This is a genomic window from Prochlorococcus sp. MIT 1306, assembly GCF_047304515.1.
GTDB classification, from domain to species: Bacteria; Cyanobacteriota; Cyanobacteriia; order PCC-6307; family Cyanobiaceae; genus Prochlorococcus; species Prochlorococcus marinus_D.
Genome location: NZ_CP138959.1, coordinates 1,912,920 through 1,929,396 on the forward strand (window position 1 = coordinate 1,912,920; position 16,477 = coordinate 1,929,396).

Annotated in this window: 12 protein-coding genes and 1 pseudogene; 3 read left to right on the forward strand and 10 right to left on the reverse strand. The window is 51.8% G+C overall.

What is annotated here, in order from left to right; genetic code table 11:
* Nucleotides 1–7 precede the first annotated feature (7 nt).
* Nucleotides 8–223, reverse strand: coding sequence for a hypothetical protein (locus SIB74_RS09655; RefSeq protein WP_063396790.1), 216 nt, complete (start codon nucleotides 221–223; stop codon nucleotides 8–10).
* Nucleotides 224–822: 599 nt separating this feature from the next.
* On the opposite strand from SIB74_RS09655, the gene SIB74_RS09660 reads away from it, so the two are divergent.
* Nucleotides 823–2,085, forward strand: coding sequence for an O-antigen ligase family protein (locus SIB74_RS09660; protein WP_063396789.1), 1,263 nt, complete (start codon nucleotides 823–825; stop codon nucleotides 2,083–2,085).
* Here SIB74_RS09660 and SIB74_RS09665 read toward each other — a convergent pair.
* The 7 genes and pseudogenes from SIB74_RS09665 to SIB74_RS09695 all read right to left on the reverse strand — a co-directional run.
* Nucleotides 2,057–3,190, reverse strand: coding sequence for a glycosyltransferase (locus SIB74_RS09665; RefSeq protein WP_063396988.1), 1,134 nt, complete (start codon nucleotides 3,188–3,190; stop codon nucleotides 2,057–2,059). The two genes, SIB74_RS09660 and SIB74_RS09665, sit on opposite strands and share 29 nt — an antisense overlap.
* On the reverse strand, nucleotides 3,187–4,464 hold the full coding sequence (locus SIB74_RS09670) for a glycosyltransferase (RefSeq protein ID WP_082818521.1): 1,278 nt from the start codon (nucleotides 4,462–4,464) through the stop codon (nucleotides 3,187–3,189). Before SIB74_RS09670 ends, SIB74_RS09665 begins: the two co-directional genes overlap by 4 nt.
* Nucleotides 4,448–5,662: a glycosyltransferase gene (locus tag SIB74_RS09675; RefSeq protein WP_063396788.1), complete on the reverse strand. Its 1,215-nt coding sequence runs from the start codon at nucleotides 5,660–5,662 to the stop codon at nucleotides 4,448–4,450. The genes SIB74_RS09670 and SIB74_RS09675 overlap by 17 nt, the downstream gene beginning before the upstream one ends.
* Nucleotides 5,659–7,884, reverse strand: coding sequence for a glycosyltransferase (locus tag SIB74_RS09680; RefSeq protein WP_063396787.1), 2,226 nt, complete (start codon nucleotides 7,882–7,884; stop codon nucleotides 5,659–5,661). Before SIB74_RS09680 ends, SIB74_RS09675 begins: the two co-directional genes overlap by 4 nt.
* 7 nt (nucleotides 7,885–7,891) lie before the next feature.
* Nucleotides 7,892–9,709: an ABC transporter ATP-binding protein gene (locus tag SIB74_RS09685; protein ID WP_011827142.1), complete on the reverse strand. Its 1,818-nt coding sequence runs from the start codon at nucleotides 9,707–9,709 to the stop codon at nucleotides 7,892–7,894.
* Nucleotides 9,710–9,883: 174 nt separating this feature from the next.
* Entirely contained in the window at nucleotides 9,884–10,921 is a 1,038-nt protein-coding gene (locus tag SIB74_RS09690; RefSeq protein WP_041375239.1) for a glycosyltransferase, read from the reverse strand.
* Between the two features lie 149 nt (nucleotides 10,922–11,070).
* Nucleotides 11,071–11,199: pseudogene (locus SIB74_RS09695) on the reverse strand (biliverdin-producing heme oxygenase); the annotation flags it as partial.
* 483 nt (nucleotides 11,200–11,682) lie between these two features.
* Here SIB74_RS09695 and SIB74_RS09700 point away from each other — a divergent pair.
* The gene (locus SIB74_RS09700) at nucleotides 11,683–12,990 is read left to right on the forward strand and encodes a ChbG/HpnK family deacetylase (RefSeq protein ID WP_063396785.1); all 1,308 of its coding nucleotides are present in this window, start codon (nucleotides 11,683–11,685) and stop codon (nucleotides 12,988–12,990) included.
* On the opposite strand, the gene SIB74_RS09705 is transcribed toward SIB74_RS09700, so the two are convergent.
* The gene (locus tag SIB74_RS09705) at nucleotides 12,975–13,949 is read right to left on the reverse strand and encodes a glycosyltransferase family 2 protein (protein WP_063396784.1); all 975 of its coding nucleotides are present in this window, start codon (nucleotides 13,947–13,949) and stop codon (nucleotides 12,975–12,977) included. The genes SIB74_RS09700 and SIB74_RS09705 overlap by 16 nt on opposite strands.
* A 142-nt stretch (nucleotides 13,950–14,091) precedes the next feature.
* On the opposite strand from SIB74_RS09705, the gene SIB74_RS09710 reads away from it, so the two are divergent.
* Nucleotides 14,092–15,516, forward strand: a complete 1,425-nt coding sequence (locus SIB74_RS09710) for an NADP-dependent isocitrate dehydrogenase (protein ID WP_063396783.1) — start codon at nucleotides 14,092–14,094, stop codon at nucleotides 15,514–15,516.
* Nucleotides 15,517–16,349: 833 nt separating this feature from the next.
* Here SIB74_RS09710 and SIB74_RS09715 read toward each other — a convergent pair.
* Entirely contained in the window at nucleotides 16,350–16,475 is a 126-nt protein-coding gene (locus tag SIB74_RS09715) for a hypothetical protein (protein WP_255359825.1), read from the reverse strand.
* Nucleotides 16,476–16,477: the final 2 nt, after the last annotated feature.

Here is a 16,477-nt window from a genome sequence, read left to right on the forward strand (position 1 = left end):
AGAACTGTCATAGCGAAAGCCCCCCTGAGGACAGTGGTGCATAGCAAATCAGCCTCAAGCGCAGAGTCAACCATGACAGGCTGAAGATTGCACCCATTTTGCTGTCCTTTGCCAGTTGCCAGGCCACAGCCGATACGTCGCCCCTCAGACGCTGCAGCAAGACAGTCGCGAGCTTGACGGAGCCCACCAAAACTGAGCCATCAATGAATAGAGCCAATGACATAAGGCCATACACCCCAACAGGGGCTAACTTGGCGCCCTGCTACTAGACCAATCATCTGCAAAAAATTTCGCAGGTTGGAACCAGCAATACAACACACACAAACCAAACGCTTACAAACAAACCATCATCAAAAAACCGCGATCAAAAATGTTTTGAATCGGTGCATGAGCAAACGTTGCCAAAGATTGTGAAGAACTAACCATTGGTAAGAGACGTTAATGTCATCACTTCAATATCAATGGCTTACGAGCAATCAATAGCCACTTACCTAAACCCTCAAAGGGCCTTATCCTGTACGACAGCTGTTCTCAACAAGGAATCTAACGCTGCTTTACCAATGCCAACGAGCAACACAACAACACGAAAGAAGCCAAGCCCCACAACAAGCCTGCCGCATTTCGAGGCCCCTTTGCAATCACTACCTGACGGCATCAATCACACAACTCAATGCAGCTTATCAACGACCCCCACTCCATAGACACCATTAATTCAGCCAAGATCAACAGGCAACAAGTTTTCACAAGGCCAGCCTATTCGCTCTATTCATCCAATACTAAATGCCAATAAACTCAGCTTCTATAAGACGACTAGACGAATGGATGAGCCAAATCAGGCCAGTAGATGCTCTACTGCCAATCAGCATCACGTTGCACACAATCAAGGATAAAACCCCAAGGGAAGTAAGCCTCGGATTACTAGTCATCTGGCTGGCCTGGAGGCTTCTTATTCCACTATTAAAAGATAAACATAGCGAAGCTCTTAGAAGCAAACTGCTGCCACAACTAGCACTATTCCTTGGCTTATTGCTGGTCAATGCCCGTGTGATTATCCAGCGCGATGACATCCGAGGACCCACTCAGTTCTTGCTCATCGCCCTTGGGGTCATGGTCGGCTCACTGCTGAGTCAACGAGCGTGGAAACCCACACTCGCATGGATCTCACTGGCCAATTTGGGAATCTTTACCCTGTTTCTGCACGAAGCAACCTCAGCCGAATTACCTCTGGTTCTTGGCTCAATCAAAACCATCTTCTCCACCACCTTGGATGGTCATCAAGGCATTAACCGCGTGGCCACACTGCTGATGATCCTGACAATGACATCCTGGTATTCCTATCTCCTCAACCGTGACTTCATCATCAAAGGGCTGGGACTGATAGGAACAGTCAGCGGATATCTCCTTTGTATCGGCAGCGGATCGAGAATGGCAACTGTGGCATTTCCTCTAAGTGCACTATTGGCATGGTTGGTGATGCGCCTCAAGGGTCGTAGCAAAAAGTTCTTCGCCATTTCCCTCACCATCACTGCAGGAATGGTGAGCCTGATTGGCTTGTGGTGGTTCATGATCGGGCCACGCTCAACCATCAACCTGGGCTCTGACAGCCACCGTCTCGAAGCAGCGCTCTGCTGGCTTTCAGCCATGTTCACAGGCCACAACCGATTTCTCTACGGCGTTGGCTTCAACAATGAAAAACTGAATTTGATCTGCTACCACATCCCTAATTTCAAAGGCTCTTTGGGATCCATCGGCCATGCTCACAACACCTTTGCCCAAATAGGTGGCCATCACGGATTGCTAGGCATCATCGCCCTGTTAATCCTTTTGATCCTTGTGGTTCAAGGACTCCTTCGACAGCAAGCATCAGTGCAAAGAGTTCTGCCACTAGGTCCAAAAGGCACAACCTTCGTTGAGATGGCACTGGGTCTCAACCTTGCCCTCGCATTCAATGCACTAGCCACAACCATCCACCACCGAAACCAGTTCAATCAAGTGCTCATTGGCCTTCTTGCAGCGACAGCCCTCTGCGCAATCAGACCGGCTGCAGCAAAATCAGTCAACGACTCTCCTGAATCACCTTCCTGAGCAGAGCAGCAATCTGCTCCAGATGATGGCGGGCGGTGAAGTTGGCAGCAGCCCTGCGCTGGCCAGCTGCACCTAGACGAGCAGCCAAATCCGGTTCAACGATCAGACGCGCCATCGCAGCAGCCATCCCCTGCAAATCTCCCTCATCCACCAAAAAACCACTGACGCCATCCTCGACAACTTCAGGTATCCCCTCATGACGCGTTGCAACTACTGGGAGACCACTCAACTGGGCCTCCATCACGGCCACAGGTGAACCCTCCCGATCTCCATCTGGAGCCACTTGTGAATGCTGAACGAAGCATCGAGCCTGACGTAAGAGCTCAGCAACCCGTTGGCGATCTGCCAACCCAGGCAGGATCACCGCGGAACCTAAAGCAAGCGTTTCAACCAACTGACGCGCTTCCGCCAACAGTGGCCCATCACCAAGCATGACCAACTTGGTGCTGAGCGCAACTGGCTCTGGCAACGTCTGGCGCATCGCTGCGAAAGCGCGAATCGTTTGCAGCGGACCTTTTTTGGCAACAAAGCGTCCAACGGCTACAAGCAAAGGAGAGGATCTACCAGGATCGGCACCATGGAATAGTCGTTCATCAGCTCCTGATGGACTCACGATGAGGTGATCATTTGGGGCCCCTAAAGCCAACAATGTGCGACGCATCGGTTGGCTTTTAACGATGATCCCCGAGACAATCACCATCAAACGGCGATAGCGATCTTTCAAAAGGCCCAGCCTGTTCTGTGCCGAAGCATCAGAACCACGGAAATGCACAATCAGCGGCGTATCGCTCCAAGCAGCCGCCTCCATGACACGAACTGCATGAAAACCAAATTCAGTCATCAACACATCAGGTTGATGACGACGGATCAAACACCAAGCAACCAATGAGCCTGGCAAAGTGGCTAATCGCAAAAGGCCAAGCCTGGTTAGCGCCTTACTCACAAGAATGGCGAGGCCATAGGCCAAGCGACCTGGATCCGATAGAGGTTGCTCATCACCAAAATAGGCGATGATCTCAAAAGGAAGGCCCTGAAGATTGGCACGCACAAAGGTTTCCGTTGGCGCGCGTCGTGTTGGCGCAAAAACAAGCAAGCGCATGCTCATGGCAGAGCGAGCACCGAGCGCCACTGTGTCTCCACTTGCGGCCAATCAAGGGCTTCAAGGCGATCACGTGCTGCCAATCCCAGACGATTCCGGAGGTCCACATCTTCAACCAGTTCCGACATCGCCTTGGCGAGAGCATGGGGGTCCTCGCTGGGAACCACAATGCCGGAACGGCGATGTTCGACAACCTCCAGTGGCCCTGGCGACGCATCAGTAACGATCACAGCAAGTCCGGCAGCCATCGCCTCCAAAAGAGCATTCGGCATACCCTCAAACCTTGAAGGCAGCACAAATACAGACGCTGCAGCAAGCAGTACCTCTGGATCACTGCGGAAGCCCTCAAAATGCACACGGTGGGCGACACCCTCGACTACAGCCTGACTCTCCAGTGCCGGCCGTTCCGGGCCATCGCCAACCAGAAAAACTGGCCATTGACTGGCCGAGCCAGTCATCAGTGCAAGCGCACGAATCAAGACATCGATGCCCTTCTGAGGAACCAGCCTGGCCACGGTGACAAATGCTTCTGGCCGTATCCCATCAGCGGCATTGGCAACATGGAGGGAGTCATCCTTTCTCGGCAGAGGGTTGGGCAATAGTTCTAGGCGTTGCAAATTGGGCAAACACTCAAGAGACTGGCGCACGCCATCGGTATTGGCCGTGACCACATCGGCACGTTGGTAAAGAACCTCGCGTAGCCGCTGCCAGGGGAAAGGCAACGACTGACGCGATAAATCATTGCGCTCAGAAATCACCAGGTGGGTCGAAGAATCCCAAAGGGCCTGGCACACCAACATGTTGGTACGACTTAAAAACGCCAGGACCCGCTGAGGTTGATGCTGGCGAAACAAATCCTGAAGCAGCAGTGCCTGAGGCCCACCAACCCCGTGTACACACCAACGCAGCAATCCTGATGCAAGGCCATTCCTGCCAGGCTTAGCCTCGCCACTCAACCAGGGCCAAACCAGCAGCAGCAAAAGTTTTGCGGAGATGCGATGTAGTCGTCGCCGCTGAGCGAACACGAATCGTCGACCACGCGCTACCAGGGATCGGTTCCAATAGTCCCTGCGCCAAGCGGCTTCGACAGCAGGCCCTAGATCACAATAATCAAGTCCATCAGGGAGGCAATGGGCAATGGAATGACCTGGCAGCAAAGTCACAACACGCAGGCTTAGCCCCTGAGCCGCGAAGTGATCAGCAGCAAGAAGAGCAACCTTTTGGGCACCCCCCGGCCCCAAATGAGGCAATACCAGCCAAAGATCATCCATCTTTGCCATTCCGAATGCCCTGATGATCTGCTATTTGCAAGCCTGCCAGAGCTTTACAGAAACTCTGACGCAAAGTCTGTTGAGCAAAGCGCTCGTGAACATCTAATGCTTGTTTGGCGAATGAACGGCGCCGCGTTGTATCGGCCAAAAGCTCAGCCAAAGCCTCAGCCCAATCCATGGGAGAGGCATCCACAGGCATTAACAGCCCATTACGACCATTCTCAATCAAATCGGCTGGGCCAGTGAGGCAATCAGAGGCAACACAAGCACAGCCTGCCGCCATAGCCTCCAATAACACGTTAGGGAAACCCTCATAACGCGAGGGAAGCACATAAATCCCAGCACGTTGATACCAATCCATCATGTTGCCAACGCGCCCCGGGAAGTGAAGTCGAGCCTGAAAGTCGCCATGTTGAGCAAGCAGAGCTCGCAAATTGGCCTGCTGATCCATGCCGTGATAAGTCGTCGACGCAAGGCCCAAAATCACGAGCTGCACCCTTGGCGAGCGAGCTGCCAATAAGGCAAAGGTCTGCACCAAACGATCGAAACCCTTTTGATAGGCCTTGGTGCCAGCAGCCAAAATGAGAGGGTCATCTGCAACCACCCCGGCAGCCGCAAGCCACGACTCTGGGTCAGGGGCAGGATCAAAACGTGGCAGTGGCCACTGCACAGGATTCGGCAACAGCAGCTGATGCTTGGCTCCAACCTTGTTCGCAAGCCACTTGCCCGTTGATCGGGTCTGCACCAGATGGAGATCTGCCCATGGATAGGTCAAACGTCTTAACAACCGCCAAGGCATAGCAAGTCGCTTAGCCGGTGGATAGTTCCGCTCAGAAACAACGCATGGCACAGCCAGAGGGCGTGTAGCTAGAAGCAGCTTGATGGCTGGCAACGTTGTCATACCAATAGCCACGGCAACCCGCTCACGCCGAATCCAACACCGCAAACGCTGGACCCGCCATGGGAAACCAAACCAACGCAGCCTCTTGAGCCAATCTGGATCAACAGGCTCAGCGGCCCTCTCAACTCCAGCCGGAATGGGGTAAAAATCCCTTCCCAAAGGCTGACGGGTTAAAACAACTGGGGTCCAACCTTCCTGATACAACCACTGAGCAAGGGTGAGAGTGATCCTCTCCGCACCCCCAATTTTCAAAGAGTCAACGTACAAAAGCACTCGTGGCGATGAGACATCAACCACATCCTTCATTGACAGACCTCAGCCACTTTAGTATCTAGATAATCAGGGAATAAGGGCAACACTCCATCAAGTGATAATCCCTTATTCTTAACCATTAATCGCAATAATTCGTGAATCCTTTGCGGATCATGACTGGGACCAGTAATCATTGGCTCCAGGCTATCAACCTCTTCAAGAAGAGCCTTGGCAAAACCTCGATGATCCTCTTGCGCATTGCTTTCATCATGGATGGATTGATGACAATGATCCACAACCAGAACAAGCCTTTGCCTCGCCCTCTGATAAAGGGATTGATCCCCCAAACGCCAAGCTTCAAGGACATCGATCGTGAGGCATCGCATCAGATTGCGAGTCAAACGGAAGGAGGTATCTCTATCAATCGCATTCAGATCGAAGCCATCCATAAACTCCGCTGCTTTTTGTCCAATAGCCGCCAGTGACTTTCGATCGCCAAGCGCTAAATACAAGCGCGTGAGTGTTGAATAGCAAGAAATCAATAACTTTGCTCGATTCGAGCGATTTCCTCGCCGACATAGTCTTGTGCCTGGATCACTTTCAAGTTGAACAACAAACGACTGCAAAGCAACCGCTGATTCACGCATTCTGACTTGATCCCCACTCTCAACAATCCGATAGGCCAGCACGACTCGGGAATAACATCGGTAGGTCAATGGCAGCCGAACACTTCTGGCAAAAGTTTCGAACAAAGCAATCTGCTGTTGTAGATCTTCAGGGCGCGAACCCCGACGAAAAAGTAATTTACGTAAGTAAGAAATCTGGCCGTAATTAATCCAAAGATCTTCCATGACTTCAAGCGCATAATTGAAATCACCTGCTTGCACTGAACGTGGAATCAAGGCACGTAGTACAGGCAGATTGAGTGGCCAACGGTGTCTAAAAGCTTGCAACATCTCCAAGGCATTGTGATGGGCACCAATTCGATCCAGCCCAGCAGCCAAGGAAGTCGCGAGCTGCGACAGGAGCCATTCATGCCAATAGTGACGAAGACGACGCACTCTGACTCTGGCCCTTCCAGAGGAAACACCACTGGCTCGAGCGTCCGGCAAAATTCCCAGCTCGTTCAACACCGACAACATGGCTGCTGTTCGCACCTCATAGGTGTGTTCTGCCGCTACAGCGAGTCGCTCCGTCAAAGCCGGTCCTTCAGAAGCAAGCGCCTTGGCAATTGCCACTTCAAAGGAGTCCGCTTCAGACTCACAAAGATGTGCAGCTACAGCGTGGGGACGAAGAGCAGGAATCGCAGTGGCAACGACTGGTTTCCCAGACGCCAAATACTCGAAGAACTTCATCGGGAACATATGACGGGTGTAGCTGTTGTGCCGCAATGGCAGCAAGGCGACATCACAGTGAGCAAGCCAGCAAGGCAAATCGCTATAGGGCTGAGCTCCAACGAAGTGAACATTGGAGAACGTGAGCAAATTGGAAACATCCGTTTCGGGATCTGCCTCCCCCACAGGACCAACAAAGACATAGGTCCACTCAGGGTGGCGCGCCACCAAGATCTCAAGCATCGGCAAATTCAGCTTGTAGGCATCAATGGCGCCGATGAATAGCAAGCGAGGCCTAGGGAGATCATTGAGAGCAGGAGGACACGGCAATGTTCCACTCAATGCCTGACCAAAATGTTGCTGATCAGCGACGTTGCCGAAAAAATGAGTATGAGGATGAATCTTTTCCAGGTCAGCCTGTAGATCCGGGGAAGTGGTAAAGACAACATCCACGGCTCGGCAAAGCTGCCGCTCGCTTGCGCTGATCCTTTCCGCCGGCATACCTGGTTGAGCCTGGATGCGATCAACGCAGTGATAAATGCTTCCACCAAAACTACCCAGCGACAAATAGCGGCATGTCAGCGGGTTGTAAGTCCAAAGGATTGGTTGCTGGAAGCGCAGCCAAAGCAAGGCAAGACGCAGCCCCAGAGTTAATAATTGCCGATTCAGAATCAAAGCAAATCCAGCCGTCCCGCCGGGCAACACAAGAGGAGACCACACCCAAAGGGCCTCGCCTACACGCCGAGGCGGACGCAACACTCGACCAAGACGCCGCAGGATGCGGCCTCGATCGACAGCCCCAACACGAGGTGCACGCAAACCAAGAGAATCAACATACAAAACTCGGTGACCGGCAGCAGCCAATGAGACAGCAACATGCTGCTTATTAGTCCATAGCGGATGATCCCAATCTGCAGTGGAAAGAACCACAAAGTCGGCCATAGTCCGTTCAGGCGGTCTCGAAACGAGTCATCTCTCGAAAGGTCGAAGATGAGGAGCAAAGTGTTTCGTAATCACCGGATGCCTTAATGCAACCATCCTGCAATTCATAAATACGATCACACTTTTTGACAGTAGTTAGCCTATGGGCAATCACGATAGTGGTGCAACGTCTACCAATCAGATCAAGCGCCTGAAGAACATCATGTTCTGTCTTGTTATCGAGAGCACTGGTGGCTTCATCCAACACAAGTACTTTTGCCTTGCGGAAGAAAGCTCGAGCCAGAGAAAGTCTTTGCCGCTGACCGCCAGAAAGTTTCACACCATTCTCACCAACCATGGTAAATAATCCATAAGGCATCTGACTCACATAGTCGTCAAACTGAGCAGCCTCCAAAGCAACCCAAACATCATCATCATTGATGGATTCTAGATCTTGACCGAAGGCAATATTTTCGCGAATACTTGCATCAAGAAGGCGAATATCCTGGGGCACAAGTGCGCAATTGGCCTGCCATGCCGGCACTTCCTCTTCATTGAGCGGAACACCATCTAAAGAGAGCTCCCCTCGCGTGGGAAGAAATAACCCCAGCAACAGATGAGCCAATGTGCTCTTACCGCTACCTGTGCGGCCAACCAAAGCAATCCTGGAACCTACTGGAATCGTGAGATTTACATCTCGCAGCACCTCTTTCTCAGTGCCTCCATAAGTAAAACCCACGCCCTCCAGTTCAATAAATCTGCGTGGCATGACTCCCTCGGGAGTGGGCACCCCGGGGGACGACAACACGAGTCGATCAGGGGTCATGCTCAACAACTTCAAAGCATCCTTAATTTCAGGCAGGCCACCTCTGAGCTTGTTAATGCTGCGAAACATCGACTGCAGGGGAGAGGAGATGCGCAACAACGTGACCAAGACTGCTGCCAACATCGGCACAGCTTCACGAATTTTCTCTGTATCACCAGCCAACAATGCCGGAGCCAAACCAACCAAAAACAGGATGGTGATCCCCGCAGGCTCAATGATGAACCGTGGCACATCAGGCAAAAGCTTAGAGAGACGGTCATAACGCTTGGCGACTGCACCATCGCGTGAGAAGCGACCGACAAAGAATTCATCCGCCGAATAGATTTGCACATCTCTCATTGACCTCAAAGACTCCATCAGCAACAAATTGATCCTGCGCGAATAACGAACCTTTTGCTTTGTCGCCAAGCGCAAATAAGGAGTAATAATTTTGGAGGCAAGCGAATATGCAGCCAACATCAAGACAAAAATCAGAAAAGCATTCCAGCCGAGCACAAAAACCACTCCGACCAGCAGAACCAAAACCGAAAGTGTGTTACCAACAATTGTGATCAGAGGTGTAACAACTGTGGTTGAAACACGGTTCAGAATTCTGTTAAAGCGCTCGGAAAGATGAGCAGTTCGATTATGAGTAAAAAACTCATAGCGTTGCAGCATCAAGTTGGCATAGACCTTATTAACTAAATCTGTCCAGATCTCTGCACTGAGCATGCTTTGCATCAGCGAAACACCAAAACGGATCGCTGAAGTAAACCAGAATGACGCGATGAGGAGTCCTAGCAACCATCCGGTTTGATCAAGAATGCCACCGCCAAAAAAACGGATGCCCGGAATACGATCATGCAACGTCGCTCCCGACATCACCCCTACCAACCTGGCCAGCAGACCAACCAGCAGCATGTCAAGCAAGCCCTGAAAAAAGGAGGCCAGCAAAACAAGAATCAGAAGGTTGATGCGCTTAGAAGGAAGTTGACGCAGCAGCTCTCTTAGTTCCTTCCAGGTCTGGCTTTGCAAGAGCATGGACACGCCGCACAATTCTTCTCGGAGGCAGACGAAACGCAAGCATCCTTAAAGCGCAAGTTACCGGTTGCCAACCTCCACAATCAGCAACAGGTCGGCCAGCCAGGTAACCGATTGACCCTCCCCAAGCCCCTTAGTCGATGCAGCAGCTCATCAGAAAGACACAAGCCACAATTAGCGGCGAGAGATCAGACGTCTCAAAAGCCTCAATATTCGGCCAACCTTTCGATTGAATCGCAACACCAAGGTTGGAGACCTCCTGAGGGGCACTTCATCTGACGGCATGGTCTCAATAGCAGCCAGCGCCGATCTCCAACGCGACATCAAAGCCGTTTCCGTATGTTCACTTAACAGCTGATTGAGCCGCTCCTGCGTTGGACGCCAAGCCGCCGGCTCTCGCACAGATTCGCAAATCCGTCGCACATCCCAGGCGAGACTGCCGCAACCAATCTGATGGCCCACCACACTCGGCTCAAGGGTATCGGCGAGCGCATGGTTGAAACTGCTGAACACAACGCAGCCGCAAGCCATCGCCTCTAGAGGGGGCAAGCCAAAGCCCTCACTCAGGCCATTACTCCGCCAATACTCAGCCGAATCGTAGATATAAACCTTGGAAGCGTTGAACAGAGCGACCAGATCCTCCACCCAGCCACTCTGAACCACAACCTTCAGCCCTAGCTTTCTCAAGGCAGGAACCAATTGCCCCAACACATAACGGCTACTCTTTCGCTCCTGCACCAAGACATCGATGGAGCGATCTCCAGCTTCAGCCACAGCTGCTCCAAGCCGAGCACCTCTCTCCAACCAATGGGGTTCTAAGGCATTAGGCACCAAAAAAAGAGGATTGCGAGGTGCCCGGTCACCCCAGTAGCCAAGGGTATTCCTGCTCACAGCGAAGACAGGAACCCCTGATGGAAGATCAAATCCATAGCCGCTGCTATGGGCGTGATAAATCACATGCCGCCCCCTTAGACGCCGCAATAACTTCGGCACTTCAAACCCCCAGCTCACCACCCAAAGTGTTTCCCCTGGAGCTGGTTCTTGCTGCAAAAGATCATCCAAAAACAGATAATCGTCCTGACGGGTCCGATAGGTGACCAAATCAGTAGGCATAAGCCTGTTCACCAACCTTGCGGTATGGAGCGCCACTGAAAGACCACCGCAGCGATAGCGATCCGTAGTCCCTGGAACCAGAAAAAAGACGCGACGCAAAGGGGCGAGGGGACTAACCGATGCAGAACTATGCCGCAGTTTGATCAAATCTGACGATTGCAAAGCCCCTCAGCCCACCACATCCTCGATGCTGCTAGCTCGTTGGCGGCACGTGAGCAATCCACAAACAGGACCTTCCCAATTGCAGTCACCAGGTTGCGATAACTGGAGAGATCAACCACGCCATTGAGCAAAGAGCTCACGAAACCAGTGTTCTCGGCCATCGTGTGGGCTGCCTTAATGCCTTCTCTCAGTGCGCTCGCAAGGGCTACCGCCATTGGGCAAACAAAGCTTTTAAAGGCGAAAGGACATTAAAAAGAGCTGGTGCTTCATGAAGTCATCGATTGCAGAGGGTTAAGAGAACAACCTCGCCGCTGAACTGATTTGCATCAACAAGGCGGCACTAAAGCCACAAGCTCCACGGCTGTATTAGTAGAGCAAGATCAAGGGTCTCACCCTCAAACCAACTGCAAATCTCTGGATCATCCCATCAGCAAGTGAAGCTGGATTGAGCGGCTGGGATATGCAGACTCAAGACATGACCATTCAATCTGGCCCTGAGCAAACTCCTAGTGATGCATCTTGTAGCGACTGCATCCAGTCTCCTGAAGCGTACCAATCTTGCAGGATCAATCAGTGCCATGCCATTACGGTTGCGGCACTTTGATGTTGTCCCTGATGAGGAATCGCTCTGCCATGTCATGTCTATTGCTACTCGATCATCGCAAGGCGATGAATGCAGTCCTTGAGACTGTGCTGTCATGAGTTTGCAGCCATTGGCTGCACGGGTAGGGCGTTATGGACTAGTTGGACTAGCAGCTGCAGCCATACACGCAACGGTGCTGGTGCTCATGGCAAAGCTCATACCGTTCTGGCTGAGCAACCTCAGTGGCTTCTTAGCCGCCTCATTGGTCAGCTATCTAGGCCATGCCCTGTACACCTTCCGTTCAGAAACAACTGGACAGCGCTTCGCACGTCGCTGGTTGCTTCTGCAGTTCAGTGTCAATGTCAGCGTGAGCGCACTGTTGCCATTGGCGCTCAGCCCTTGGGCTTCACTACCCATCACCACAGTGATGCTGGTTTTTACACCGACATTGCTCAATGCTTTGATCTGGTCAAGGGCAGCCCGATTCAGCATGCGCCGGCAGCAACGATCTAACAAGACGAAGCCTCAACTGCATGCCGATGACCTAGGTCTCACCAACGCGACCAACACCGCCATCCTTGAACTTGCTGCGGCCAGCCAGTTGGACAGCGCCAGCCTGCTGGTCAACGGCAATGCCGTTGAGTCTGCTATTGAACAAAGTAGAAGCTACCCCAACCTTCAACTTTGCTTGCACCTCTGCCTAAGCGAAGGTCGAGCAGTAGCGCCCCCTCAACAAGTATCTGAACTCATTGATGATGAAGGGCGGCTCAAATGCTCTTTTGGGACGTTAATGCTGGCATCATGCCTACCTAAAAATGCGCCAAGACGACGACGACTTGAAAGGCAACTTCGCTGTGAACTGAATTCACAAATCCAGCGATTTCGAGAACTCACTGGACTCACCATCATCGCCATTGATGGCCATCAACATCTGCATCTGGTGCCAATCGTGCTCGATGTGATCCTCGAACTAGCCCCTGAGCAAGGCATCAGCTGGTTACGCACCACTGCTGAGCCCTTGCCCACTGGGCTGTCATCACGCTACTGGCTAACAGCTCTAACGAATGGTGGCTGGTTGAAGTGGCTTGTGCTGCAGAACCTCACTCGCATGGCTTTACCACGACTGCGCAAAGCGTTAGTGGCAACCAACGCCCGATTTGCCGGCGTGCTTTTCACAGGGCGAATGGTGGATGCTCCGCTCAAAGCCGCTTGGCAAGAACTCACATCTGTTTCATTCTCACCACCGCAAACACAACCTTTGCTGCTATCGCATCCAGCTGCACCGCTAAAGCCAGAAGAGATTCATAAGGGCCTCACAGATTTCCCTTTATCTCGTACATTTTTCTCATCCTCATGGCGTCAACTGGAGTGGCAAGCAGTCAAACAACTACAAGCCAGTGCCTCCACTCAAGGTGAACCGTGAATGGCCCTAATGAAATAGTGTGGCCTGGCTTTGGTATCCACATAGATCCGACCGATGTACTCACCAAGTACACCGATACCAATCAATTGAATACCCCCCAAAAACAGAACCGCCACAATCAGCGAGGCATAGCCAGGAAGATCAACTCCATTAAAAATCGTGATCAAAACGATAACTGCGGCGTACAGCAAACTAATCAAGGAAACTACAAGGCCCAAAAAACTCCAAATCTTTAGAGGAATCACTGAGAAGGAGAAGATGCCATCAAGGGCATAGCTCCATAGCTTCAGGGGGCTCCAGGAGCTACGACCTCCCATTCGTCTCACCCTGCTGTAACTAAGCTCGACACTGCGATATCCGGTCCAAGGAAGTAAACCTTTGGAGAAACGGCTGAATTCACGCATTTGAGTGAGGGCTTGCACAACTGGTGCACTGAGCAAACGAAAATCTCCTGCTCCATCAATCAGTTGAATGGAATCCACTACCCGGTTGAAAACCCTATAGAACCAGGAGGAAGTTGTTACTTTCAACCTTGATTCCTGATCACGATCGTCACGGACTGCAGTAACAACCTCAGCACCATCACGCCAAGCCTGAGCCATCTGCGTAATCAACTCTGGCGGATGCTGAAGATCTGAATCAATCAGCACCACAGCATCGCAGTGGCCCTGGGCATAATCCAAGCCGGCCAGCATTGCCGATTCTTTGCCAAAGTTCCTTGTGAGCTCCAACAAAGTGACTGGAGCAGAAGCCTTAGAACCAACAAATCGCTGCTGCCATGAGCGGATCTGAGCCACCGTGCCGTCCCGTGAGCCATCATCCACCAGCAACAAATGACTGACTTCCGGCAAGGCAAGTACTCGTTCGATGAACTGACAGATCACAACCTCTTCATTGAAACAGGCAGCTACTACCCAGATCTGACCAGGCAAACGCTCTGAGATTGATGACCTCTCCATCACTCACTATGGACGTAGAACAGCACTACTGAATTCGAGAAGAATTTGGCAAGCTCAAGCTAAGTCGCTTAAGGCTGGTCGTCAGGACCACCACCAAGGCATAGGCTCGCCTGAGCACGCGTCACCGTCGCGCACGTTTCCCATGGCTCAGTTCGAGAAGCTCTCCGCCCCAAGCCAGGGCACGGCCATCCGCTTCGTGAACGGGCAGCCAGTCATACCCAACGAGCCAATCATTCCCTTCATCCGCGGTGATGGCACAGGTGTGGACATCTGGCCGGCGACCCAACGAGTGCTGGATGCAGCTGTAACAAAGGCCTATCAAGGCGTGCGTCGTATCGAATGGTTCAAGGTCTATGCAGGCGACGAGGCCTGCGATCTCTACGGCACCTACCAGTACCTACCAGAAGACACCCTTGAAGCGATCCGCACCTATGGGGTCGCCATCAAAGGTCCCCTCACGACTCCAATCGGTGGCGGCATCCGTTCCCTCAATGTGGCCCTACGTCAAATCTTCGATTTGTATTCCTGCGTCCGCCCATGTCGCTACTACAAGGGCACACCCAGTCCCCACAAACGGCCTCAGGATCTTGATGTCATCGTCTACCGAGAAAACACGGAAGATATCTACATGGGGGTGGAATGGGAAGCCGATGATCCAGTCGGCCAGACATTGCGCGAACATCTCAACACTGTCGTCATTCCCGCCAACGGCAAGCTCGGCAAACGCCAGATTCCTGAAGGCTCAGGCATTGGCATCAAGCCGGTCAGCAAGCACGGCAGCCAGCGTCATATCCGCAAAGCGATTCAACATGCTCTTCGGCTGAAGGGCGACAAGCGCCACGTCACCTTGGTGCACAAAGGCAACATCATGAAGTTCACGGAAGGAGCCTTCCGTGACTGGGGCTATGAACTCGCCACAAGCGAGTTCCGCGACGTGTGCATCACCGAAAGGGAGAGCTGGATTCTCGGCAATCTTGAAAACGATCCACAACTAAGCATCCAAGCCAATGCCCGCATGATCGAGCCTGGCTACGACAGCCTCACGCCTGAGAGAAAGGCCAGCATCGATGCCGAAGTGCACGGCGTGCTGGATGCCATCGGCACCAGCCATGGCAACGGCCAATGGAAAGCGATGGTGCTTGTCGATGACCGCATCGCCGACAGCATCTTCCAACAGATCCAAACGCGGCCGCAGGAATACTCAATCCTGGCAACACTCAACCTCAATGGCGACTACATCTCCGACGCAGCCGCGGCGATGGTGGGCGGATTAGGCATGGCCCCGGGAGCCAACATCGGCGAGAACGCGGCCATCTTTGAGGCCACTCACGGAACAGCACCCAAGCATGCCGGCCTCGATCGCATTAACCCTGGATCGGTGATCCTCAGCGGCGTGATGATGCTGGAGTTTCTGGGCTGGCAAGAAGCCGCAGACTTGATCACAAAAGGGCTCAGTGCTGCGATTGCCAATCAACAGGTCACCTATGACCTGGCTCGCCTCATGGACCCACCCGTAGAACCTGTGAGCTGCAGTGGCTTCTCTGAGGCCGTCATCAGCCACTTCTAAGGCTAACGCCCTAACAATTTCCAGCTGTAATCAATGATTATTAGCCATAGTGAACGGTTCATTTTTATCGGCAACTGCAAGACTAGATCGACTGCAATAGGAATTGCCTTCTCTAGCACATGCAATCAAAAAATATCATTACGCCATTAGGAAAAGACGAAGAAATAGAAGAAAGCTAGGCCACACAAAGCCAAGACATTTTAGACCTTAGTGCAAAATTTGCCTATCTATCAATGCTCACACAGCGAAAGTTAGCCTGCCTTTAGCGATCTGAAAATGTGAAATAAATTGACTAGGATACTCATCTTATGCCAAGAAAGTCTAAAAGTACTTGCAGCCAAGTATTTGGAAATCCTATTTCCGCTTCTGCTTCCTCTGCAATCCATGGCATCGCGTAATTTCTCAATAGTTCTGGTCAATAGGTAAAGTCTCAGCGATGAAGCCTTGATTCATTTCTCAACAGCTCAAAAATCGAAGGCATCGCAAGACGCAACCAAGAGATGTATACATTAAACGGCAAGCTCGCTGTCAATCCAATATGTCGCCATGAAAATCTTCAGGCGGAAATGAATCAAACTTTTGAGGAATGTAATCTTCCCGGAAATCCAAAAATACCGAAAACAAAGAAACAATTCTGCCGCGACAACTGATATGATCGAGATGTTCTCAATGGCTAGCAAGCCGCAAGCATTCGATTTATTTTTAAATGCGAAATCAAGTCATCTTGCTAAAATTAATGGCAGATCAATACCAGCAAATAAGAGCTTCTTTTCGGCTCATTTCCTTCATTCAAAGTTAACAACAAAATGCAACGTCCCCCTTTGAGAAAAAAACTAATCAACGACTAATGCCAACGAAACGCTGGTACCGAAAAGCAAATCTTCAGGCAACAGCCAACGGTATTGAGAACGATCGCCAATAGTGATGGCACATACTGCCGGCATGCGACAGAGCGGCATGG